Below are 23,898 nucleotides of genomic sequence, written 5' to 3' on the forward strand. Positions count from 1 at the left end.
GGTCTTGCTATCTATACGTAACGAATAGGAAAAAGGATGGGTTCACAGGAGTATCTAATTCCCCTAATTAGGGAACGAATACTAGCTACCTAGATAGGTCGTAATTGAAACGTTTCGCGTACTTCGAAACAAGAGGAACTGACCGCTCATATACATTGTCCGACATCTTCGTGCGCCAAGAATTGACGGCATCCGACGTAATTGGCCCGTACAGTTTTTGATGGTTACTCTTGTCATTAGCACCCATAGGGTCCGACGATTTTTCATCCGTCACCAAGCTGACCACATCCAAGGCTTCAATCTCTAAAAAGTTGAAAACCTGTGTCATAGTTTCAGAAGGAGCAGCCACAAAATCTTCATATCGAACCAACAAAACACTTGTATTCTGACGCTTGATTAAACGCTCGTATTCCCGAATGCTGTTGTTCCACTTCCATGCCGCATACTCCAGCTTAGATGCCGGATTAACAGGGATGTTTTGGTAAGATTGAATGACGTCCAATGGGTGCCGCACCATGAAGATGAACTTCGACTCCACAAACAGCGGAAGTACCATTCTACCAAACACAGTAGTAAGCGGACTGTGATCCCCGAGCCACCTTGGATTCGAATTCTTCGCAAAGGAAGCGTACTTGGCCATTACCTCCTCGAAAATGAAAACTGGGTTTGAATGGCGTTTGGTATCACTCGAAATAACCTGACGAATCTCATCATATCGATCCGCCGGCAACTTCCAATTTTGGTTCTTCTTTTTATACATCTCGAGGGTCGAGGAAGCAAATTTCACTTTCCTCAAAAAGCCACCAAGCTTCCATCGAATAACAGAATATGGCAATGCGAACTGCTCTGGTGGAAGGAATACCTCAGGATGTCTGTTCAGCAACAGAGCCATAAGCGTGCTCGCATTTCTACCTGAACCAAGTATGAATAGCGACCGCCTGCTGTACTTGGCAAAGGTCTTCGGTCCCATAGTGTTCATCCAACCCAGAAGGAAGGAGAACAACGGGACAAGAAATTGAAATTTGAACTTTCTGAACCAAGTATGCATATCCGCAGCAGGAAGTGTTTTCTACTAAACTTTTTGCCAATCCAGGTTGCTCACCAATTTAAATTGCTCTTCGGTAGGCATTCGTTTCGTGCGTTTACGCTCATGGTAATACGCGTCTTCCGGCTTTTGAATTTGAAGGTCATTCCCAACCAAATCCTTTCTAACAAAGAATGCGTTGACCCCGCAACTATCACATCCCACGAGTTCATACCCAAGTTCGGAACCCAACTTTGTAAGTGCCTGTAAGGATGCTCCATGGTACCAACCCGAAGGGTGCTTCTCCATTCTGCTGAATGAAGGATCGTACGCGACCGTGAGCGATTCATCCGGACCAACAGACGCATTGTATTCCATGACTACTATACGTGGATTTACAACATTAATCGCCTTCCAAATCCAATAGTCATTACCATCTATATCTATGCTGAGAATGTCGATTTCCCCTTCGAACCCAGCCTCGGCAAATAGACCGTTGATATTGTCTCTTGTAATGAATGCTTCTTTAATGGTAAGCCTGTTCTTCTCCACAAAACGCAGATCGTGGTAATACCTTTTTGCCGACTTCACGAAGTTGGGATTCCCCTCTAGAAGCAACGTCTTAAAGCCAAAATTCAGAATAAGGTTTGCAGAATTGCACTGTCGTCCATCGCCAATGCCAAACTCAATCATGGTTCGGTTATGAATCCCAACCTGTTGGAGCAGGTACAGTAGCAATCCATCTTCCCCATTTTGAGAATATACTTTTAGTTCATTTGAGGCGAACACCTCTTTGAATGTTTGCGTGGGCAATAGCGTTTCGAAGCGCTCCTTTAAGAAGTTCTCGGACGCGATTGACCGCATTTCCCTTTCCTTCTCAATCCCTTTCACCTGTTGAATGAGCTTCTTCCAGCGCTGAATACGTGCTTTCATTCTTCTTAATAGTATTTTGACGCCAATGGCGTAAGCTTTTCGTTATAGGAGATCTCTTTTGAACGACCTCCACCTGAGTTCACAGGTTTTTGTATCACCTTCTCCAGTTCAGAAGTCGATGGAATTGTCAAATTGAGCCACTTCAATAAATCAACCAGGGCCTTTGGATTGCTAAAAAGGTCCTCAGACTTTAGAAAATAGGTCCGGTCTTGGTACTTACTTCGAAATCTCTCGCAAAAGTGATTGGTCTCATTCCAAAGCCAAGCCAGCTTATCCTCTGTCCTCCAGGCATCAAAACTAGAGTCTTCCGGGCGAATTCGACCTTCATCTGTGATCGACTTTCCAGTATACCAACCCCTTTCTAATCCGGAGGCAATAAACGATTCTGGTTTGCGAATCAAATGAATAAATACCGCATTGGGAAATAGCTCTGCAATCGCATGCGCGAAAAACGTAATGCGGTTGTTGGTCTCTATGTAACGGGAGTTACGGATATACGAATCGCGAATCAATTCGTAGCGTCCCCCCATAAAGGCTCCTTTGGCAAACTCTAGGTTTGTAGAGTTTTGATAGGCCGCCTTTCCCGCGTATAAGAGGTCTGGGTAGGGCTCATGAAAGACCTCCACACCATCAATCAACTCAAAAACTCGAGTGAGCAACATGGTACCTGCTCTGCCGGTAGACAACACAAACACCGGGGCGGTTTCGAGAACATTCATCGGAACATCCTGAGCATCCTCAATTCTGCCGTGAATTTGAGCTCTATGCTTAAGTTGCGAAAGGAACGCTACATTGTGCTCCCACCACTCCTTTAGGATGTCAACTTTTCTCATTCCGCCTCTAGTTTGTCCAAAACTACAACTTTAAAGGCAGCACGAAATTCAGCTGAAGAAAACCGGTGGAGGTTCTGTTGCAATTCAGCAATCGCTTCTGACAGGTCTAACTTTGCCACCTCCTGTAACAAGGTGGGAACTTCTTCGAGCGAACTGTACCTCAGTTCACACATGGGCACCACTTCAACTTGTCCCCCACTATCATGCACCAGTGGGATACATCCCTTCGCAATTCCCTGAACTGCAGTAATTCCGAAAGGTTCGTTCACCAAAGTGTGCAGGAAAAATTGCGAGGAATTGAGAATGTCATCTCGCTCCTGGACCGTGGCATTTGGCATTAAAACGACGTTATCCAGTCCGAACTCTTCCTTAGCTTTCTGGCATCTCTCGAAGTAGGCTTGATTATCAGAAAAACCTACCAAGTACAATTTGTAATCCGGCAATTCTCTCATCATTAGCACCTGTTCCAACTGCCTTTTATCAGGAGAAAACCGCCCTAGTGAAACAATGGATCTAGCTTCCTTTTGTCGAGACTCAATTTCTACATCAACGGGCGGATAGATAATAGCATCTGCTTCCCGATTGTACATCGATTTCAATGCGTCGGCGGTAAACTGGCTATTACAAATTTGATAATCCTTATCGCTCAACCGTTTGTCAAACCGATACAGCCAACTGAAGAACTTGAACGGATCGTTTGCGAAGTCGAACAAACTTTTACGTCTTCCTGGAAAGTGAATTGATCTGTCGGAAGACCTCATCCTGTACTTCCGAGGAAAATGAACGTAGCTGATGATGTTCAATCCTCTCGATAGTCCAAAGCTGGTGTTGTTACTATTGACAATCAAGTCGTAACCAGCTACTCGTCGGTTTATCTGAGAATTGAACAGTACAATATTCCACTCAAATGGAGATAATGGCTCATTGATTTCTATGAAGTTCACCTTCACATCAGCTCCGTATGCCTCTTTAATTTGATCTTGAGTGATTCGGGTGCGATAGCAATAAAAGTCGGGCGTAATGCCCATTGCATTGAACACTTTGAGCATTTCCACCGTGACCTGAAATCTGCCGCCGCGCTGAACTCTGTTCTGTATAAAAGCTACACGGGTACTCATTTTATCTTTTTCTTGAAACGATTGGTCACTTTTCCTACGAGGTTCGACAAGTCATCGATAGGCGGAAAAAACCTATAGCAAACGAACAAGGCCACTAATGCAAGCGCGTTTTTGCCAAAGAATGAAAGCCACAGTGAATCGAACCATGACGGAGCGAGCGCGGCAAGTACTGTAGTGATGATTAGTGCTGTAGGAAGAAGCGAAGCCGTATATGGCGATAGATCTAATTTCCTGCGAATGAACACAATGCGAATCACACTATTCAATACCATTACTCCGCCTTGAGCAATGGCCGCACCTAAAATGCCATACATAGGAATCAGAATGAGCATAGCTGCAACACTCACACCTATGAGCGAAACATTGGCCACGAAAGCGAATCTGTAATATTTAGATCTTGATAATACGAGACTTGAGACTCCTGTAGACATAAAAACGAGTCGCCCGACACCGAGTAAAAACACCACCCATTTGAGATCGGATTCTCCACCCGCAAACTTATCTATGGGTAGCAATATCACATCCAAGTTCGCCCAAATGAAAAGGAAGATGAATCCTCCTACGAAAAGCTGTGCGCCAGACGACTTTTTGTATACCCGCTCTAACTTCTCGAAATCTTCTTCTTGAAACGCTTTGGAGACTACCGGGCTTAGTGATTGGATGAGCGATCGTCCCGGTAAAAAGAACACATTCGCGATGCTTTTTGCAACGGTCAGGAACGCCACATTCACAAGTGAAAATCCTCCCATAACCATAGCATCGATATGCTGAAACAGGAAGAATGAACTTCCATTCACCATCGAGAACAAGCCAAAATCGTTGATCTTCTTCTTATCTGGCAAATTCTCAACCTTCAAGCTGGTCATTCTAGGTTCTGTCTTCTTCGCATAAAAGAACATGACTCCGAAAACCACTACATATCCGATGGCAATGACATAAAGGAGTTCAACTGCCGTGAGTATATCTAGCCATTTGAGGAGGAGCGCAATAAGGGTGTACAGTCGAAGTATGAACTGATTGAACACCATCGGGATGTGTGTCCGAAATTTCGAAATGAGAATTCCGGATGACCATTCGAAAAAGGTCATTCCCAACAGGATGAGCAAGAAAACCCAGTAGTATTCCGAGAAGAGGCCTGGATCATCCGCCAAGGCCGCAACCTGATTCTTCAATAGCAGAAGCGTGGTGAAAGTGACAACCGTTCCAAGTAAGGTGCCTCGCCACGCAAAAGCTAAGAGCGATTTTGTGTCGCCCTTGAATCCTGGCAAGTATCTCTGAATAACCTTCGATCGTCCCAAGTTAGATACAGAGGAGATCACCGTTGCGTAGACGATGAAGAGCTCAATCAAGCCCCAGAGATCCGCTTCTGAGCCAACAAACACGAGTGGAAACAGGACGATGCGATTGAGCATCCCCATGACTATCCCAAAATAGGATACCAGGGTACCGAGGAAGCTCTGCTTTACTGTTCTTTCCACTTCAGATTCTACTTAACGCCAAACTTATCCCAAGATGCAAAGGATTGCTGTGGTAGCAATTCCTCTAATCGCTTCCGCTCTGCTTCGAACTCCGGTTGCATCTCAACAAGAAACTGTTCTTCAGCTTCGGAAAGTTTTGGGATGTTAGACGAATTTGTCTTCAAATAAAGGGGCAGCAAGCGCTTCTGTATAAAGTGTGGAATGTATCGCTGTACCTTCAAGCCAAAATCGTGAAGCCCTTTGCGCTTAATGGCTACCGATTCGTTGCGATGTTCAAAGTCGAACTCGTCGTAAAACGAAGGGTCAATGTCCAAATACCGAGCAATCTCCTTCATTCCTTCAACCTTATTCGAAATCAGATCTTCGAACAGGACCACCTTTAGCTTGTCTTTGGGGTAGTTGTCCAACCAAGCCTCCAAGCTTTTGCTGTAATGCCAAAAGAGGTCCACACGTTCTCGAGTGGCATACTCCATGAGGTGGTCGACCTTCCTATTCAAACGGTACTTGGTCATTTTGTAATGACTCACCAATTGCTTGGATGGGTACCTTAATATGAAAATGACTTTCGGAACTTCGGGTAGTTTTTGAAAACCTTCCACGGCCGTGTCTGTGGCGTACAAATACCCAGCAGATGCCTCGAAGGCCTTACTGTCTGTCGAACAATGCTTGAAATACTGGTCGTAGGCATCCAAGCCATCTTTGAGATAACTGGCGTTTTCGTTGAAACGGGTGATTCTATTGTCGAAATAATAGGGCTCTTTGATTTTAGAACCGCAGGCTTCTGGGTGCGCCGCTAACCAAAAGTAAAGCGAACTCGTTCCGCACTTGGGCGCACCTCCAATAATGAAGCTAGGATACTTCTTTTCCACTTGCATGCACCAAATGTACTTTACCCTAAGGGATTTTGAGACTTTACAACGGGAATCACTTCAAGTTAGCGTATTTCGTAACCGCATCCGTCACACCCGAATTTTCAAATCGGCCGTCTGCAAGCTTCAATATTTCCGAGTAAAGTGATTTCCAGGGACCAAATTTATACTCTGAGAAGTAGTTGTTGTGCCAGAGTAGGCTGAACACACCACCGTGCACCTCAAAGGTCGTCATCATTTCATCAATCAACTTTGGAACATCCCCGATGGTCGTGCCCAAATAGCTCTGTTTTCGGAAAGTCGTATCCATCGCATTCAACGGAAGTTCCATCACCGAACTCATCTCCCTCTTTTCAAAATTGAAGAGGTAATGGGGATAGGTAAAACCTGTTCGAAAGCCTATCTCATCAAAAAAACCAAGACTTGAATCAGCCATTATACCAGCTTCTTCTAGCACATTGGGCGTATTCAAAATATCGAAATGCAAAAAGTGAAATCGGTTTGAGCTGATTTCTCCACCAACCGCATGTATGTCAGATAGCAGGATAGGAATCGCAGCATGGGTTCCCGTACTGCCGTGTACGCCTACCTCCGACCCGCGCTGTCTCAACTCGGAAACCAAGGCTTGAACTTTTGGAGCTCGAACATCATAATCGGCATTATCAGCGCTTTTTCTACAGAGCATGAAATGAGTAGAGGTCCGATTAAATCGTGCTTCTTCGTCGGCAATCTCGTCGAGATTCATCCATGGGTCGCGCCCACGCAATCGATGCAGAAACCCTTTCAACGCCTTTCCAAACTGGAGCTTCTTGACAGCGTTCAATCCACCTTCTAGCCATCCGGAATTCATGCGATCTATATCGTGTGAAAGACACAAGGCGGGTCGCTTATGCTTCTTTTCTACTTTGATTCCCGCAGCACTCATCCTTTGGGCCAAAAGTTCAAAATAGAAATTGACCACTGGCGTTCGGGTTACACCAAAATAGCCCGGACCTGTTTGTGAAGCGGCAGTCCTGGACTGACCTTTATACTGGATGTACTCATGGTATGCCGACAAAAAGTAGAACGAACTAGCGATTAGATCGCCGTTTGAGTCCGACGGAAAGAGTACCGGAATTTCATTTCCGTTTATCTCTACACGTTCTGAACTCGGAATCGATTTGTCATCAGATTCAAAATAGGTAGACGCTTGATCTGACAATTTGAAATGCCCCTGTGCTGCTTTGGCTCCCTCAGCGTCTATAAAACGATACACCATGCAGAAATGAGTGAACACGTAGTGCTGAATGACTTCTGTGATCATGCGTCTCTGTAGATATTACTAGGGGTTGTATTCAAGGTCAATGGAGAATAGTTCCAAGTTCAAAGGAAAGAAAATTAACATGGAAAACGCTTGCTTGAGGTGATATTGAGTGATGTCGAAGGACAATTTCACAGGATAGATTTATTACTATTGTGGTCGAATCTAACACTGCGAATATGCGTTCGAATGTTTTGAAGTGGCTTTTGCCCGTACTGGCTATCGTTATTGCAAACATCATTTACTTCTATCCCGCCATACAGGGAAAGGAGTTGATACAAGATGATATCCTCCTGGGAAAGGCCAAGGGAAAGTCGATTGTAGACTACCGAGAGGATAATGGAGAGGAACCGCTTTGGACAAACGCCATGTTCAGTGGTATGCCAACCTTCCAGCTCTCTATCAAGTACCCGAACAACTGGCTTTCGCATGTTCAAAGCACAATCAGTACCGTTCTGGTTAAAAACAGCTCGATTTACATGATTGCATCCATGATGCTCGGCATGTTTTTCTTGCTGCGAACGTACAATGTCGACCCATGGCTCAGTGTAGCAGGCGCGATAGCCTTGGGATTCTCAGCCTTTTTCATCATATCCATGGCAGCTGGGCACAACGCAAAGGTTCGTACAGCAGTGTACATTGCACCTATGCTCATGGGTATTCTGCTCACACTGCGAGGTAGACAATTACTAGGTTTTGCATTAACAGCTTTGATGGTTGGTCTCAGCATTAACTCCAACCACTTCCAGGTCACTTACTACTCCATCTTCATCATCATCCCAATTCTGGTTGTGTATGGGATTAAGATGATTCAAGATGGACAAGTCAACGCATTCATCAAACGATCGCTTATTCTGGCCGCAGCCGCAGCCATCGGTGTTGGTCCAAACATCGGGAACCTGTGGAGCACAATGGCATATTCAAAGGAAACGATGCGTGGTGGACATACTGCCCTCGTTGAAGAGCAGAGTGAAACAGAACAAAACTCTGAAGCGGCAAGCTCATCCACAGCCGAAGGTCTTTCGTTTGACTATGCCATGGGCTGGAGCATGACGAAGTCAGAAACGTTCAACCTCTTCATCCCAATGTTTGCTGGAGGCGGAAGTAAGGAGAACTACGAAGGCACAGATCTTTACAATAAAGTTACCCAAGGAAGAACGGTACCCGACAATCAAAAAGAGCAAATAAACGGCCTCATTGGCAGCACGCTCTATTGGGGAGAAAGCATGACAAACGGCTCATATTACTTAGGAGCAGTGGTGTTCTTTTTATTCGTTCTTGCCTTGTTCACCGTAAACGGAACAACCAGACAATGGGTTTTGGCATCCCTAATTATCGCCTTGATGCTTGCATGGGGGAAGAACCTGGAATGGTTCAACAGGCTCATGTTTGAGAGCCTTCCATTCTACAACAAGTTCCGCGTTCCAAGTATGGCCGTGGTTATCGTTTGTACTGTCATACCGTTCTTCGGATTTGTGGGTCTACAACGCTTCATCAACCTCGCTAAGGATGACAAGGATGCCGCCAAGAAGATTCTCATGCGCTCACTTTACGTGGCAGGTGGAATTCTTCTAGCTATTGCGTTGGTCGGACCTGCGTTATTCTCGCTCGAGGGTGACCGTGACCAGCAGATGGTTCAATATTGGTCCCAAATTCAAATGCCGTTGAGCATCAATGAAATCGACGATGCGAGAGCCAGCCTAATGCGCAGTTCTGCATTTACTTCACTGATCTTTGCTGGACTCACATTTGGTGCCCTTTTCCTCTATTTGAGAGGAACCTTGAAAGCTCAAGTTTTGGGCTTCGTTGTTATCGGTTTAGTCGTGGTTGACTTATGGTCGTTCGACAAAGATCACCTCAACGCGGATTCATTCGTTTCTTCGAGTCAATACCTCAACGAATTCCGCCCTACTCGCGCCGATCAATTCATCCTCAAGGATACCGATCCTCACTACCGGGTTTGGAACACCACTCAAGGCTTGACCAGCGATTCACGCACTAGCTTTTACCATAAGTCGATTGGCGGGTATCACGGAGCTAAATTGGCGCGATATCAAGATCTCATCAATGAACAGCTTTCGCAACAAAACATGGAGGTGTTCAATATGCTCAACACGAAGTGGGTTATTTACGATGCAAATGGAGAAACCATGGCCGAAGCTAACGTTGGTGCTGCAGGTAACGCTTGGTTCCCTACCAATGCAATTTGGGTAGATGGTCCAGTGAATGAAATGAATGCCCTAGATGACTTCAAAGCCTTGACGGACGTTGTGATCGATCAAAGCATGCGCGAGGCACTTGACGGAACCGTTCGAATGGATTCTAACGTGCGAAACACGATTGCACTTACCTCCTACGATCCAAAGGAGATGCATTACACCGCAAAAGTACAGGGCCAACCGGCACTTGCCGTTTTCTCGGAAATCTGGTACGATGCTCCTGGTCAGCCATGGAAACTGTACGTTGATGGCGAAGAAACAGAGCTCTACCGAGTGAACTACTTGTTGCGTTCAGCCGTCATCCCGGCGGGTGAGCACGAAATTGTAATGAAGTTTGAGCCGAAGACGTACTACATGGGCGAGCAAGTAGACCTAGTATTCTCCATTCTCTTGTTCCTTGCGCTCATTGGAGCGGGAATTCAAGAATATAGAAGTGCCAAAAAGGCCGCAACCGAATAGTCAAAAGCAAAGGATAAAATGAGAAGAGCCACTAGTTGTAGTGGCTCTTTTTTTATCTGAAGACGTTTATAAATGCTGTCTTCTCGGCAAACTCTCCAGATCGGGTTTTGTATTTAAGAATGATGGGATATGCTCCTTCAGAGACTAAGCGTCCTCTAAATGTTCCATCCCAGTACCCATCAGGATCTGAAGTTTGATATATTTTCGCGCCCCATCTATCGAATACTGTCCAGGTAAACTCTAGTCCAGCGAGATTTTCAATGAAGTACACGTCATTCATACCATCGCCGTTTGGCGTGAATGCATTCGGTAAGTAGATGTACACATCATCACAGTTCTCCACAAACACTTGGAAATCGACATCAACATCTCCGCAACTTGACGATGCCGTAAATTCATATGTCCCCGATTCGCTAATGGTACGTTGATTTCCCACATACCCATCACTCCATGTGACAATTGAATAGGACGAGGGTACTGAAAAATTCAAAGATTCACCCTCGCAGAAGGAATAAGTCGGGAAGAACGGTATGTTTTCAGGTGATGCCGTGCCGACAACTATAGTTTCAACAAACGAACAGTTTCCACTTGTTACTGAAACGGTATACGTCCCAGGGAAAAGATATCGATTTCCACCTCCCCCATCAGGCCAAATAACCGTTGTGCCTGCGGGAGTAACAAAGAGTACGCTATCACACGTGGTAGTATCGGTAAATGGAAGTGCGTTCACAGAGAACTCCGTAATCACAAGGGTATCTTCTGCAGAGCATCCTCCAGCCGAAGCTGTGACGATGTATGTACCAGGACCCAGTGTTCTACTTGCGGAAGTGTTACCATCATCCCATGCATAGGAGAATCCATTTGGAAGAGAAATCGGAACGGTTTGGCCCGGGCAAATGGTTGTATCCTCAGGAAATAATTGAACGGTGAGTTGCCCCTCAATACTAAATTCGGCTTGGGATGTAATTCCGGTTGCTGGGCTAGATGTAGATTGCCAAGTATCAGCGATGTTATCTCTTGTTTCTTTCAGAATAAATGGACTAGACACCACATCAAATGGATCATCCGTTGAGAAATCTGTATCGGCCACCCAGATTCCCCATGCGTGAGGTGAAACACATCCTGAACCCGTTATAGAAGGATCATTGTCTATTCGGTATAAATGGACCCCATGCGATGGTTGCGCAAGTGATGAAACAATAAATTCCTGATTGGCGATTTCCAACGTCACCGATTGATTCGTAAAATAGCCACTCCCTGAGGTAGCATATGCATAGACGGAAGTGTCGCCAATTGGAGCGGTCGACTGAATAGTCGTTGCGCCAATACGCGTCCCTGTGGTCCCTGCACTTCCAATATTTGTGAAGGTGTTCGACCCCGCAGCTTCGTTAAGATCGTACGCCATCAGTAAATCGGGAACACTTGCCGTAATTTTCGTCGTCATGATGTCCCGAATCTCAGTAAGGGTCAACTCTCTATCCCAAACACTTAGGTGATCTAACTCTCCTTCATAAAACCTTCCTCCAGTTGCCCGCTTCTTCCCCAGCCAAGCGTTACCGCTTAAAGAGTTCGACCAAGTTGTACCCGTACCCGTATAATAGCCCGTTTGAATTTCACCATTGATATACATATCCATGTCGCCCATACCCCTAAACACAGCGGCGATATGAATCCATTCCCCTGCCATACTATTCGGTGTCACAACAACATAGGAACTTCTGGACGTCGGACTGAAGTCTCCACTACCACTGCCTAAACTCATCGTCACTCTGTCAGAAGCTACGTTTAGCCACAATCCGTGATACGTAACCATACTTGGATTTCTGTTCGAAGAAAAGACAGTAGATTGAAGCTGGGTAGCCGGTTTTACCCAAACGTTCACAGTAATGGGTAGTGTCATGTTTTGAAGCGACGGACCTAAGTCGACATGGTCATTAACACCGTCAAAGTGCAATGCATTACCAGGTCCAACTGAGTTTTGGGCTACGGCCGGCAGGAAGCACATGCTTAGAAAGAGAGCGATGAACCAGTTGGGCATAGTAGAGAGCTTTATGCGAATATACAAATTGTGAAACAGCTCTATTTCAGACAGTTCACGTTACAATTTGAGCCAAAACATTTAATGTATTACAGTTAATGACTGGCGCTTCACCTGTGGAGTTCCGGACCTGTCGATGTAATTGATGATCATAACATATGCCCCGTCCTGAACTTTTTCTCCTCTAAAAGTTCCGTCCCAAAAGGCGTCTGGATCCGAAGTGGCAAAGATTTCCGCACCCCAACGGTTTATGATTCTCCAACGGAAGTCTACTCCGCCTAAATTTGGAATGAAGAAGTAATCGTTGGTTCCATCACCATTCGGCGAGAATGCGGTTGGAATCCATAGGTGAAGATCTTGACAAGCCTCTACGAACACTTCGAAACTCCCCGTGACTGTTCCACAGGCCGAATAGGCCGTGAAATCATAGGTGCCCGACTCTGTAATCACCCTGGTGTTGCCTGTTTCTCCGTCTGACCAATCAACCGTAGAATAATCACTCGGAATGGTGAAGGTGAGGTCTTCATCATCACAAATGTTGTATACGGGGAAATAACTGATAGACGCCGGTGATGAAACACCCACAGTAATCACTTGGGTAAAAGAACAAGTGCCGCTAGTGACAGACACCACATAAGTTCCTGGGAAGAGGTACCTGTTGCCTCCCCCTCCATCAGGCCACATAACGGTGGTTCCAGCTGGCGCAATGAAAAGCACACTATCGCAGGTTGTCGTATCCGTGAATGGAAGTGCATTCACGGTAAATTCAGTAATCACAATGGTATCTTCGGTTGAACAACCTCCGGATGACGCTGTAACGATATAGGTACCTGGGCCAAGTGTTCTGCTTGCCGAAGTACTTCCGTCATCCCATGTGTATGTCAATCCATTCGGAAGGGTAATCGGAACAGTTTCCCCTGGACAAACCGTTGTATCCTCTGGAAGGAGTTGGACGGTCAGCGACCCAGAAACGATGAACTCCGATTGATAGGTAATACCCGTTACAGGACCGGGGTTCGTCTGCCAAGTGTCACCGATATTATCTCGAGATTCAGCGATACTCGATGGACTCGCAGATACATCGAAGGGGTCGTCATTCGAAAAATCAAAATCAGACACCCACACTCCCCATGCGTGTGGTGAAGTACATCCCGTTGCGGAAATGGAAGGGTCGTTATCAATTCTATATAAGTGTACACCTCGCGAAGGCATTGCAAGCCCGGCTGCCGTAAAATCCTGATTCGCAATGGTCAACGTCACGCTTTGATTTGTGAAGTATCCACTGCCCGTTGCAGCGTATGCATGAACCGACGTGTCTCCTATGGGAGCAGTAGATTGAGTAGTAGTGGGTCCTACTCTAGTTCCTGAAGCCCCAGCTGAGCCCGAGTTCGAGAAAGTCGTAGCACCCGCGGTTTCGTTAAAATCATATGCCATGAGAAGGTCTGGTTGTCCACCCACGTGCTTAGAACACATCAAATCTCTAATCTCCGTGATGGTCAGTTCTCTACCCCAAACACTAAAATTGTCAACCTCCCCTGTGTAGTATCCGGTTAGGTCACTTTGCCCCTTCCCCAACCAAGCGTTTCCACTAAAACTATTTGACCAGGCCGCGGTGGTTCCGGAATAAGAACCAGACTGAATTTCACCATTGATATACAAATCCATATTTCCGATCCCTCTGTACACGGCCGCGATATGAATCCACTCACCATAAAAATCATTCGGGAACATGACGAGATATGTGCTCCTTGAGCTCGAGCCAAATCCTCCTGTACCATTGCCCATGTGAAGACCCACGCGATCGCTTCCCACATTCAGCCACACACCGTGATAGGTACTCTGTGTAGCTGTTGCATTAGATGCGAAAACCGTTTTATGCGAAGCTTGATCAGGATTAACCCACATACACACCGTGATGGGCAACGTCATGCTCTGAAGGTTCGGACCTAGGTCTACGTAATCACCGCTACCATTGAAGTCGAGCGCATTACCCGGCCCCACGTTATTCTGAGCAAATAGCCCACAAACACTTAGGCTAAAAATAATAGTTGCGATTCTCTTGAACATGAGAGAGATATTTGTTTCAAATGTAAGGAATACCCTAGGAATTCTTTAAGTAGGCGAGCACTTTAGAAGCTTGTTCTTGTCTACTGAATTGCTTTCGTAGATCTTCACTAGAGGATGTGCGGCTGGAAATGTTAGTCAGAAAACTCTTCATACCGTTGGCATCGCCATAATCGAACATCTCTCCTCCTTGTGACGTCCGAAGAATTTCGGCGGCGTCGCCATTGCTCGGACCAATACCTAGAATTGGATTTCCTGTTCCTAGATAATCAAAGATTTTCCCAGTGAGGATTCCTTCATTGTTCTCTATATCAGGTATCACGAGTAAAAGAGCCTCACTGTTGGCTACGTACGAATTAAGCTCGGCTTTTGGCATATAATCTAACCATCGAACTTCAATGTTAGACGGAAGCGCCGACAACCGACTCTTTGTATGTTCGTCCCACTTGCCAATAATCTGGAGGACCAGCTTGGAGTTCAAATTTTGCAAGGCGGTCACCAAGCCATCAACTGGATATTGGCGACCAATGGTTCCGGCATAGGTGACTACAGGAACGTCATGTGTTTCTTTATTGGCCAAAACTTCTGCAAAGTCAGTTGGGTCATATCCATTTGGAAGGACATGAATTTTTGACTCGTTAATGGCCGTATCTTTTGAAGCAAAGAGCTTTTTGAGTGCGTTTGAAACGGTGAGTATGGCATCCGCTTCAATGAGCACCTTGGCCTCCATCTTTGCCTCTCTCATCCTTGTGAAAGCGGTTGGATAGAATCGCCTGTAGTAGTAGATGTCGGTCCACGGATCACGCATATCGGCAATCCACTTCACCCCAAAGTTCTTCTTTAGCTTTTGTCCGACTAGTTGCGTACTATGAGGAGGTGAGGACGTGATTACATTCTCAATACCGTGTTCCTCTATAAGCCGAGCAGCTGCCTGATAAGCGTGCTTATTCCATCCTCTTCGAGCATCTGGGACGAAGAAATTACCACGTGCAAATCGCGCAAGCTTTTGGATAAAGCTCACCTTCTCACTTTCATTGGCAAATCCAGAAAATGGAACTTCACTATTGCCCGTGGCCTTCTTGTATGCGCCAAATTGCTCCGAAGTATTCGTTCGAATAACGTCAACATTTGGGTGTACGTCGGCCGCTAAACTCTCATCTCGTAGCGGGTAAGTTCCCCTTTCGGGGTCAACCGTAACCACATAAACCTTGCATCCCTGCTCGGCCATATACTTTGAGAGTTTCAACCAACGCTGAACGCCTGGTCCGCCTGCCGGAGGCCAGTAATAGGTGAGAATTAAAACCTTGGATACATCGCTTGTCACGGCGACAAGTTAAGATTTCGAATCGTCTTCTATCTCCTCAAAATCCACAACCTCGCCGGCATCTTGCTTCACTGCACTGCGGGTTTGGCGCGGATCATAGGTCACCACAATTTCCTGCTGCTTTTGGGAGCGGGTATTGGGGTTAGACGTGTGGGGTCTTCGCGCATACTCAGCTCTTCTGCGCGAAGCCCACCAAAAGTCTAATATTCTAAATACTGCCCATGCAATGAACAGGTAGAAAACGAATCTCAACATTACTTACTGAGGTAGAGATTACGCTCGCTGTAAATCTTCTTAAATACTGGATCTTTCAAGTTCTTGATGAAGTGAATCTTCTCACCTGTTGATCGCATTTGCGGACCTAGGTTCTTGTTCACATTCGGGAACTTATCGAACGAGAATACCGGCATTTTGATGGCCCACCCTTCCAATTCTGGATTGAAAGTGAAGTCCTTCACCTTATTCTCGCGAAGCATAACCTTAGTGGCGTAATTCACGTACGGCTCTCCGTAAGCCTTACAGATGAACGGAACGGTACGAGATGCACGTGGGTTCGCCTCGATGATGTATACCGTGTCGTCTTTCACAGCGAACTGAATGTTGATCAGTCCCACTGTATTAAGCGCCTTGGCGATAGTCTTAGTATGATCCTTAATCTGTTGCATCACGAGCTCTCCAAGGTTGAATGGAGGAAGTGTTGCATTTGAGTCTCCAGAGTGCACACCGCATGGCTCAACGTGCTCCATGATTCCGATGATGTAAACATCTTCACCGTCGCAAATTGCATCTGCTTCAGCTTCAATGGCACCATCTAGATAATGGTCTAGTAGTACGCGGTTGCCTGGATAATCCTTGAATAACTCCACTACGTGATGTTCGAGCTCTTCGTGGTTGATTACAATCTTCATCCCTGCTCCACCGAGAACGTAGCTCGGACGCACAAGAATTGGGTAGCCAAGGTCTTCAGCAACGGCACGTGCTTCGTCAGCATTCGTGATAACGTCAAACTTCGGATAAGGAATCTTATTGTCCTTCAACGTATTAGAGAAACGTCCGCGATCTTCGGCCAAGTCGAGTGCATCATAAGATGTTCCCAAGATTGGAATTCCGAATCGCTCGAGTTTTTCTGCGAGTTTAAGGGCGGTCTGTCCGCCTAGCTGCACGATAACACCTTTTGGCTTCTCGTGAAGGATGATGTCATAAATGTGCTCCCAGAACACTGGCTCGAAGTATAGCTTATCGGCAGTGTCAAAGTCGGTTGAAACCGTCTCTGGGTTACAGTTGATCATGATGGTTTCATAACCACATTCTTTCGCCGCAAGTACGCCGTGTACACAGCAGTAGTCAAATTCGATACCTTGACCAATTCGGTTAGGACCTGAACCAAGAACGATTACTTTTTCACGATCACTAACGACACTTTCGTTCTCTGCATAAGGCTCAATTCCAGGAGCATCCATGCTGAGTTCGAACGTCGAATAGTAGTATGGGGTTTGTGCTGGGAACTCTGCGGCACAAGTATCTACCAGTTTCCAAACGCGATTGATTCCCATATCCACACGCTTGTCGTGCACCTGACTTTCAAGGCAGTGCATCATGTGACCAAGTTGACGATCGACGAAACCTTTCATCTTGGCATCGAGAAGTAGGTCGCGCGGAATGGTGTCGAGCGTGTGCTCTTCGATTTCGCGTTGCGTTTGAACGAGATCTTCAATCTGACGCAAGAACCACATGTCGATTTTCGTAATCTCATGAATTCGGCGAAGTGGAATACCCATCTGCATCGCGTCATAAAGAACGAATACACGATCCCAAGAAGCGTACTCAAGCTTCTCAATAATGGTATCTTGATTGGTGATTCCCTTTCCATCAGCGCCCAAACCGTTGCGCTTCACTTCGAGTGACTGAGCGGCTTTGTGAAGTGCTTCTTGGAAAGATCTACCGATACCCATTACCTCACCAACGGATTTCATTTGAATACCGAGGCGACGGTTAGCTCCTTCAAACTTGTCGAAGTTCCAGCGAGGGATTTTCACGATTACGTAATCGAGTGTAGGCTCGAAATACGCTGTGGTAGTCTTGGTGATTTGGTTATCCAGCTCGTCGAGTGTATACCCGATAGCGAGCTTAGCGGCAATCTTTGCAATTGGGTAACCCGTAGCTTTAGATGCGAGTGCAGATGAACGAGAAACACGTGGGTTAATCTCGATTGCGTAAATCTCTTCTTTCTCGTCTGGGCTTACTGCAAACTGAACGTTACAGCCTCCAGCAAAAGTTCCGATGGAACGCATCATTTCAATGGCCATGTCGCGCATACGCTGGTAGGTTGCGTCAGACAAGGTCATGGCAGGAGCAACAGTAATCGAGTCACCGGTGTGGATACCCATCGGGTCCATGTTCTCAATCGAACAGATGATGATAACGTTGTCGTTCTTATCTCTAAGTAGCTCGAGCTCGTACTCTTTCCATCCGAGAAGAGCTTTGTCGATCATTACTTGGTGAATCGGACTAATTTCAAGTCCACGCTTTAGTGCTTCCTCAAACTCCTCTTTGGTGTGTACGAAAGTTGCGCCCGAACCTCCGAGGGTATAACTGGCGCGAACACAAAGTGGATAGCCGAAATCTTGTGCAATCTCCTTACCCTTTAGGTAGGAAGTTGCTGTTTCTGCAGGAGCCATTCCGATTCCGATTTTCTCCATGAGGAGGCGGAACTCTTCGCGGTCTTCCGTGATGTTAATGGCGTCGATGTCAACCCCAATAATTCTCACATTGTGCTCTTCCCACAAACCTTGCTTGTCGGCTTCGATACACAAATTGAGAGCGGTTTGCCCACCCATGGTAGGAAGGACAGCGTCAATCTGACGTTCTTGAAGAATCTTTTCAAGTGATTCAACTTCGAGAGGAAGGAGATATACGTGGTCCGCAACCACCTCGTCCGTCATAATCGTAGCTGGGTTGCTGTTGATGAGCGTTACTTCGATGCCTTCATCGCGCAGTGAGCGAGAGGCTTGCGACCCAGAATAGTCGAATTCACAGGCCTGACCGATTACGATAGGACCTGAACCAATGATAAGTACGGAGCGGATGGAGTTATCTTTTGGCATAAGCGGAATTTGTTTTAGAATGAACTAAGGTACGGAGTAGGCACAAAAAAAAGGTGTTACCAATGGCAACACCTCTTGAATCATATAGCACTCACATATCAGCCTTTGTGATTTCCTTCGTCTGATACAGTAAGTCTCTTACGTCCTTTTGCGCGACGAGCAGCAATAACACGACGGCCATTAGCCGACTCCATGCGCTCACGGAATCCGTGCTTATTTCTTCTCTTGCGATTCGAAGGTTGAAAAGTGCGTTTCATATCTCTTATATACTTTGATCGTGACCTCTTTCTCCAACTGGGGTGCAAATATACAGCACTCTTTCGAAATACAAAGCATAGACTTGAAATAAATCTACCTCTCTTTTGAGTGGCTGTTTTACACCGACAAATATACCCCGTAAGAATCTTCTTTCAACTTTTTTTTACGTCCAAGGCAACCCTATGTGTTTAAACATCGAATTGGATATTGTTTAACGATTTTCTGAAAACATTAAACAAAATGGAATCGTTGTTCAGTTGTTTAACCAAAACTAAAGAGATGAGAAAGTTACTTACTCTATTTGCTATCGCTGCCACAACAGCAGCTTCTGCACAAACAGCCCGCGTGCAGGTAATTCACAACAGTGCCGACCTCGCCGCCGATTCAGTCGACGTCTACCTAGGCTCCCAACTTCTACTAGATGACTTTGCATTCCGTTCCGCAACTCCGTTCGTGAACTTAACCGCCGGGTCACCTATCACTATCGGTATCGCTCCAAAGAACAGTATCGATGTGAGCGACACAATCTACAGCCTGACCGCAACTTTAACCCCAAATGAAACCTATGTCGTTGTAGCCAACGGTATCGTTAGCGGTTCAGGATATTCACCTGCCCCTGCTTTTGACCTGTACATCCAACCCATGGGTCGCGAAGCAGCTTCCATGATGGGAAATACTGACATTCTTGTTTTCCACGGCTCTACCGATGCGCCTTCTGTAAGCGTTGACGTAGTAGGTTTGGGAAATGTAGTCGACACTCTAGATTATGGCGATTTCGCCGGATATCTTGAAGTCCCTACATCCGACATCACATTGGAGGTTCGAAGCTTGGACGGTTCAACCGTACTCGCAGCATACGACGCGCCATTGAGCACACTCGGACTACAAGATTCAGCACTCGTTGCCGTAGCCTCCGGTTTCTTCGATCCTAGCATGAACAGCATGGGTGAAGGCTTTGGAATCTGGGTAGCCCTTCCAAATGGCGGTCCGCTAATCGAGCTTCCAGTAGCAAGTTCGGCTAACCCAACAGCGCGTGTACAGGTAATTCATAACAGTGCCGATCTCGCTGCCGATTCAGTTGACGTATACTTAGGATCTACGCTACTGCTCGACAATTTTGCCTTCCGCACAGCAACACCGTTCATCGATGCTCCAGCAACCGATCCTATCACCATCGGAATTGCACCTAAGAACAGCTCTGATGTAACAGATACTATTTATAGTCTGACTGCAACCCTTACAGAAAACGAGACCTATGTGATTGTTGCCAATGGTATTGTGAGCGGTTCTGGATATTCGCCTGCCCCTGCATTCGATTTGTACATCAACGCAATGGGTCGCGAAGCAGCTTCTATGTCAGGAAATACAGATGTCCTTGTATTCCACGGTTCAACTGATGCGCCAAATGTGAGCATCGACGTTGCCGGCGTTGGTAATGTAGTTGACACTCTTGCTTATGGCGACTTTGCCGGATACCTAGAAGTAGCTACAGCTGATATCACACTAGAGGTTCGTAGCGAAGACGGAGCTACCTTGTTCGCCTCATACGATGCACCGTTGAGCACACTCGGTCTTCAAGATTCCGCCTTGGTAACACTTGCATCAGGATTCTTGAACCCTGCTAACAACAGCAGCGGCGCTGGATTCGGACTTTGGGTAGCACTTCCAAACGGAGGTCCGCTAATTGAACTTCCAGTAAACTCAGGTTTGAGCGTAGACGAGTTCGGCACCAATGAACTCACCATCTACCCTAATCCTGCGAGCGACTTCATTACAATTGAAGGAATCGAAGCAACTAGTGCTTCACTCATCGATATTACCGGTCAAACCGTTAGAAATTGGGAAAACAGTGTTGAGGAGCTCAACATCCAAGGACTACAACCGGGCGTGTATCTATTGCGCGTAGAATCAAACGGAGAGCGTTTCACTGAGAGAGTAGTAATCCGATAACCCATGAGTCGGATTCGAAGAAGGCGGAGTTTTGCTCCGCCTTTTTTATTGCCCTATTTGTAGTACACCTTTGTACCTTAGCAGGATGCAAAATCAAGTTGTTTGGATTACCGGCGCATCCTCCGGAATTGGAGAGGCAATGGCAAAGCACCTCAATAGTCTCGGACATCGCGTCGTTCTTTCCGCAAGGAGAAAAGAAGAACTCGATCGCGTCGCCTCTGAGTGCCAGTTTCCCGATAACGCCGCCGTGGTTGTACTCGATCAGGAAGACCACTCCTCGATTGAAAATTCTGGTAAAGCCGCGATTGCCGCCTTTGGTCATATCGATACGCTCATCGCAAACAGCGGTATCGGCCAGTTTGGTTCCGTAACAGAAAACGAATGGGCCGTAGAAAAGAAGCTCATCGACATTAACCTCCTAGGCACGATGGCCGTCGTTCGCTCCGTACTTCCTCATATGACGGAGAGAAAGTCAGGACGAATTATTGGTATCGCATCTATCGCCGGGAAGTTTGGTCAGCGAAACCTTGCCGCATACTCGGCCTCAAAAGCAGGAGTTATTCTATGGCTGGAGAGCTTACGTGAAGAAGTTTACACCAATGGCATTACTGTTCAATCCGTAAGCCCAGGCTTCATTCAAACCCAAGTTACGGTCAATAGCCTTCGTCCAGACGGCACCAAAATCAACAAAAACAGCAAAGCACAAGAAGCTGGAATGCCTACCTCCACTTTTGCCAAGAAAATGATGAAAGTCATGGGTAGCTCCAAGTTCCACCACTACATTGGTCGCAAAGAATTATTGGCCATCCCAATCCATACCTTTGCCAGAGGCCTCTTGTATAAACTATTACGTAGAAGTTACCGTTGACATGGAAGCTACAATTGACACGATGAAACACATCAACCCAAAATATACATCTGAAGAAGCGCGTACCGAACTTCGCAAGCAGTTCGACGCCGGACATCCTTGTCGACACCTCGTGCTCGATAATTTCTTCGACCAAGCTGCGGCAGACCAAATGTTTGCGAGCTTCCCGCCTCTTGAATCACTCAACGTAAAACGCAAAAGCCTAAACGAAAACAAGTCGGAAGACTACCATTTCGAGCGTTGGGACCCCATCTTTGGCGAAGTGCGCGACACCGTGCAAAGCGACGAGTTTGCAAAATACATGTCACAAATCACCGGAATTGAAGGTCTGAAAACTACGCCCGACTCTCTCGGATCTGGCGTTCATCAAGGTGGGCAAGGCAGCTATGTTGATGTTCATATTGATGTAAACTACAATCCAGAAACAAACCTTTGGAGACGCATCAACCTGCTCGTTTATCTAAACAAGGAGTGGAAAGATGAGTACGGTGGCCACCTGGAGCTTTGGGATAAAGAAATGAAGAACTGCGAGCAACGCGTTGCCCCTTGGCACAATCGCGCAGTAATCTTCTATACGGACGAAAACTCTCCTCACGGATATTCGAAAATCGATATTCCGGAAGGCGAATCTCGCAAGTCGTTTTACACCTACTTCTACACCGAAGTTGGCGAAGGCTTCCGTTATTCGGACAGTCGGTTTGTTTCTCGACCCGACGATAACGTAGTGCGCAAAACCGCTACTAGCGTCAAGGAAGCCATCAAAATAAATGCAAAAAGGGTTCTGAAGTTGCTAGGTGTGAAAAGCCTCGACTTCCAGGACAAGAACAAATACTGATGCATTGAAGTACAGCGCTCTCTCACTTCTACTCTTACTTCAAATCCCTCTCCTTGGTCAGTGGGAGAGAATTGCCGACATCCCCATTCCGGCATTTGACGACGGAATAGTGATGCAGTACAACGAAGGCATATACCTCGCTACTGGTCTGGATGAAAATTTCCAAATCACAGATGAGCTTCTAAAATATTTCTCGGATGAATCGTGGGCTGTTGTTTCGCCTGGTCTTTCACCACGACAATACGCGGTGGCTTGGGACAATCCCAACGGAAATGAAGCCTATTATTTCGGGGGAATTACTGGCGTCGAGTTCAAACGAGATTTGCGGTCATTCGGTTTTGCAGTAATCGACCAACAAATTGCTACTCTTCCCGACTCAGGCCGAAGTGGAAGCGGCGGGTTTCGAATTGGAGACACACTTTACCTCATCGGTGGTCTCCTTCCTCAGGGCTACGCCACGGATCAATTTTGGAAGTACCACATTGGATCAGGAACGTGGACAAGAGGCCCTGACCTTCCTTTTGGAGCTCGATGGAAGCCAGCCTGCACACAAAACGACACAGCCGGATTCCTGATATACGGTCGAGATTCTGCTGGAACCTACCACAACGAATTCTACTGCTATCGCCCTACGGTGGGCTGGAAACAGTTGACGTCGCCTGTGGGGCCCGGACGATCACATGCATCACTCGTATGCGATGAAAACAATCGGATTTACCTCTTCGGCGGGTCTGATTCAGCAGGTCACTTTTACAACGACCTACATGGCTACAGCATCGAAAAAGACGCTTGGAGCACGCATGCATCCCTACCGGGCAGAGGCAGACGTGGAGGTCTGATGTTTATAAACGAAGGCTCCATTTACTATGTGAGCGGTCTCACGGAAGACTTAACACGAACCAAAGAAGCTTGGAAATACAGCTTCGGGCCTTTTAATGATGAGATTGATGTTCGATTAATTCCAAACCCAGCTTCACACGAACTGACGGTTTACAGTCCGCTCGTTATAAATAGATATGAGATTTACGACTCGATGGGTAGACTCGTCATGGCTGATTTAGACATGGCAGAGGTAGAGTTAAATCTGAATGTGACGAAGCTCGCTCAGGGCGAATACTTTATAAAAGTTGCCGTCGGCGGACGTGAACAAACGTATCCGTTCATCATTCAGAAGTGACTCGATTCAAAATGGATGATTAATTTTGAAGAAATACAGCTCTCTTA

At 46.4% G+C, this 23,898-nt stretch carries 18 protein-coding genes; 5 read left to right on the forward strand and 13 right to left on the reverse strand.

The genetic code is table 11. The features are described 5' to 3' along the window. Window positions 1–85: 85 nt before the first annotated feature. The 7 genes from F8C67_RS09475 to F8C67_RS09505 all read right to left on the reverse strand — a co-directional run bounded on the left by F8C67_RS09475 (window position 86) and on the right by F8C67_RS09505 (window position 7,558). Complete coding sequence (locus tag F8C67_RS09475) at window positions 86–979, reverse strand: sulfotransferase family protein (protein WP_170266422.1); 894 nt, start codon at window positions 977–979, stop codon at window positions 86–88. A gap of 93 nt (window positions 980–1,072) precedes the next feature. Beyond that, complete coding sequence (locus F8C67_RS09480; RefSeq protein WP_151667599.1) at window positions 1,073–1,957, reverse strand: hypothetical protein; 885 nt, start codon at window positions 1,955–1,957, stop codon at window positions 1,073–1,075. A 5-nt stretch (window positions 1,958–1,962) separates the two neighbouring features. After that, window positions 1,963–2,790 carry a sulfotransferase gene (locus F8C67_RS09485; protein ID WP_151667600.1) on the reverse strand — a complete coding sequence of 276 codons (828 nt, stop codon included), beginning with the start codon at window positions 2,788–2,790 and terminating at the stop codon, window positions 1,963–1,965. Then, window positions 2,787–3,908: a glycosyltransferase gene (locus F8C67_RS09490; RefSeq protein ID WP_151667601.1), complete on the reverse strand. Its 1,122-nt coding sequence runs from the start codon at window positions 3,906–3,908 to the stop codon at window positions 2,787–2,789. The genes F8C67_RS09485 and F8C67_RS09490 overlap by 4 nt, the downstream gene beginning before the upstream one ends. Continuing rightward, complete coding sequence (locus tag F8C67_RS09495; protein ID WP_151667602.1) at window positions 3,905–5,386, reverse strand: lipopolysaccharide biosynthesis protein; 1,482 nt, start codon at window positions 5,384–5,386, stop codon at window positions 3,905–3,907. The genes F8C67_RS09490 and F8C67_RS09495 overlap by 4 nt, the downstream gene beginning before the upstream one ends. Window positions 5,387–5,394: 8 nt before the next feature. Further along, window positions 5,395–6,261, reverse strand: coding sequence for a sulfotransferase family protein (locus F8C67_RS09500; protein WP_151667603.1), 867 nt, complete (start codon window positions 6,259–6,261; stop codon window positions 5,395–5,397). Between the two features lie 49 nt (window positions 6,262–6,310). Further along, window positions 6,311–7,558, reverse strand: a complete 1,248-nt coding sequence (locus F8C67_RS09505; RefSeq protein WP_151667604.1) for a DUF7033 domain-containing protein — start codon at window positions 7,556–7,558, stop codon at window positions 6,311–6,313. A gap of 176 nt (window positions 7,559–7,734) precedes the next feature. On the opposite strand from F8C67_RS09505, the gene F8C67_RS09510 reads away from it, so the two are divergent. Further along, window positions 7,735–10,233, forward strand: coding sequence for a hypothetical protein (locus F8C67_RS09510; RefSeq protein WP_151667605.1), 2,499 nt, complete (start codon window positions 7,735–7,737; stop codon window positions 10,231–10,233). A gap of 52 nt (window positions 10,234–10,285) precedes the next feature. Here F8C67_RS09510 and F8C67_RS09515 read toward each other — a convergent pair whose 3' ends face one another. The 6 genes from F8C67_RS09515 to rpmH all read right to left on the reverse strand — a co-directional run bounded on the left by F8C67_RS09515 (window position 10,286) and on the right by rpmH (window position 19,020). Next, window positions 10,286–12,271, reverse strand: coding sequence for a LamG-like jellyroll fold domain-containing protein (locus tag F8C67_RS09515; protein ID WP_151667606.1), 1,986 nt, complete (start codon window positions 12,269–12,271; stop codon window positions 10,286–10,288). 81 nt (window positions 12,272–12,352) lie between these two features. After that, a complete protein-coding gene (locus F8C67_RS09520) occupies window positions 12,353–14,338 on the reverse strand; it encodes a LamG-like jellyroll fold domain-containing protein (RefSeq protein WP_151667607.1) in 1,986 nt (661 codons plus the stop codon). 34 nt (window positions 14,339–14,372) lie between these two features. Continuing rightward, complete coding sequence (locus tag F8C67_RS09525) at window positions 14,373–15,659, reverse strand: glycosyltransferase family 4 protein (RefSeq protein WP_151667608.1); 1,287 nt, start codon at window positions 15,657–15,659, stop codon at window positions 14,373–14,375. Between the two features lie 9 nt (window positions 15,660–15,668). Beyond that, window positions 15,669–15,914: a hypothetical protein gene (locus tag F8C67_RS09530; protein ID WP_151667609.1), complete on the reverse strand. Its 246-nt coding sequence runs from the start codon at window positions 15,912–15,914 to the stop codon at window positions 15,669–15,671. Beyond that, the gene (gene carB / locus F8C67_RS09535) at window positions 15,914–18,763 is read right to left on the reverse strand and encodes a carbamoyl-phosphate synthase large subunit (protein WP_151667610.1); all 2,850 of its coding nucleotides are present in this window, start codon (window positions 18,761–18,763) and stop codon (window positions 15,914–15,916) included. Before carB ends, F8C67_RS09530 begins: the two co-directional genes overlap by 1 nt. Window positions 18,764–18,861: 98 nt before the next feature. Then, complete coding sequence (gene rpmH / locus F8C67_RS09540) at window positions 18,862–19,020, reverse strand: 50S ribosomal protein L34 (protein ID WP_151667611.1); 159 nt, start codon at window positions 19,018–19,020, stop codon at window positions 18,862–18,864. Window positions 19,021–19,300: 280 nt separating this feature from the next. Between rpmH and F8C67_RS09545 the strand changes: the two genes are divergently transcribed. The 4 genes from F8C67_RS09545 to F8C67_RS09560 all read left to right on the forward strand — a co-directional run bounded on the left by F8C67_RS09545 (window position 19,301) and on the right by F8C67_RS09560 (window position 23,851). Then, on the forward strand, window positions 19,301–20,971 hold the full coding sequence (locus F8C67_RS09545; protein WP_170266423.1) for a T9SS type A sorting domain-containing protein: 1,671 nt from the start codon (window positions 19,301–19,303) through the stop codon (window positions 20,969–20,971). An 85-nt stretch (window positions 20,972–21,056) separates the two neighbouring features. Next, the gene (locus tag F8C67_RS09550) at window positions 21,057–21,839 is read left to right on the forward strand and encodes an SDR family NAD(P)-dependent oxidoreductase (RefSeq protein WP_151667613.1); all 783 of its coding nucleotides are present in this window, start codon (window positions 21,057–21,059) and stop codon (window positions 21,837–21,839) included. Window position 21,840: 1 nt separating this feature from the next. Further along, the gene (locus tag F8C67_RS09555; protein ID WP_151667614.1) at window positions 21,841–22,674 is read left to right on the forward strand and encodes a 2OG-Fe(II) oxygenase; all 834 of its coding nucleotides are present in this window, start codon (window positions 21,841–21,843) and stop codon (window positions 22,672–22,674) included. 4 nt (window positions 22,675–22,678) lie between these two features. Next, on the forward strand, window positions 22,679–23,851 hold the full coding sequence (locus F8C67_RS09560; RefSeq protein ID WP_151667615.1) for a kelch repeat-containing protein: 1,173 nt from the start codon (window positions 22,679–22,681) through the stop codon (window positions 23,849–23,851). Window positions 23,852–23,898: the final 47 nt, after the last annotated feature.

It is taken from the genome of Phaeocystidibacter luteus, assembly GCF_008933115.1.
GTDB lineage: Bacteria > Bacteroidota > Bacteroidia > Flavobacteriales > Schleiferiaceae > Phaeocystidibacter > Phaeocystidibacter luteus.

Bases quoted from the DNA above. Each gene is read 5' to 3' on its own strand.
- F8C67_RS09480 (WP_151667599.1), bottom strand. From the start codon at position 1,957: ATGAAAGCACGTATTCAGCGCTGGAAGAAGCTCATTCAACAGGTGAAA.
- F8C67_RS09520 (WP_151667607.1), bottom strand. From the start codon at position 14,338: ATGTTCAAGAGAATCGCAACTATTATTTTTAGCCTAAGTGTTTGTGGG.
- F8C67_RS09510 (WP_151667605.1), top strand. From the start codon at position 7,735: ATGCGTTCGAATGTTTTGAAGTGGCTTTTGCCCGTACTGGCTATCGTT.
- F8C67_RS09555 (WP_151667614.1), top strand. From the start codon at position 21,841: ATGGAAGCTACAATTGACACGATGAAACACATCAACCCAAAATATACA.
- F8C67_RS09505 (WP_151667604.1), bottom strand. From the start codon at position 7,558: ATGATCACAGAAGTCATTCAGCACTACGTGTTCACTCATTTCTGCATG.
- rpmH (WP_151667611.1), bottom strand. From the start codon at position 19,020: ATGAAACGCACTTTTCAACCTTCGAATCGCAAGAGAAGAAATAAGCAC.
- F8C67_RS09500 (WP_151667603.1), bottom strand. From the start codon at position 6,261: ATGCAAGTGGAAAAGAAGTATCCTAGCTTCATTATTGGAGGTGCGCCC.
- F8C67_RS09530 (WP_151667609.1), bottom strand. From the start codon at position 15,914: ATGTTGAGATTCGTTTTCTACCTGTTCATTGCATGGGCAGTATTTAGA.
- F8C67_RS09475 (WP_170266422.1), bottom strand. From the start codon at position 979: ATGAACACTATGGGACCGAAGACCTTTGCCAAGTACAGCAGGCGGTCG.
- F8C67_RS09515 (WP_151667606.1), bottom strand. From the start codon at position 12,271: ATGCCCAACTGGTTCATCGCTCTCTTTCTAAGCATGTGCTTCCTGCCG.
- F8C67_RS09550 (WP_151667613.1), top strand. From the start codon at position 21,057: ATGCAAAATCAAGTTGTTTGGATTACCGGCGCATCCTCCGGAATTGGA.
- F8C67_RS09545 (WP_170266423.1), top strand. From the start codon at position 19,301: ATGAGAAAGTTACTTACTCTATTTGCTATCGCTGCCACAACAGCAGCT.
- F8C67_RS09485 (WP_151667600.1), bottom strand. From the start codon at position 2,790: ATGAGAAAAGTTGACATCCTAAAGGAGTGGTGGGAGCACAATGTAGCG.
- F8C67_RS09490 (WP_151667601.1), bottom strand. From the start codon at position 3,908: ATGAGTACCCGTGTAGCTTTTATACAGAACAGAGTTCAGCGCGGCGGC.
- carB (WP_151667610.1), bottom strand. From the start codon at position 18,763: ATGCCAAAAGATAACTCCATCCGCTCCGTACTTATCATTGGTTCAGGT.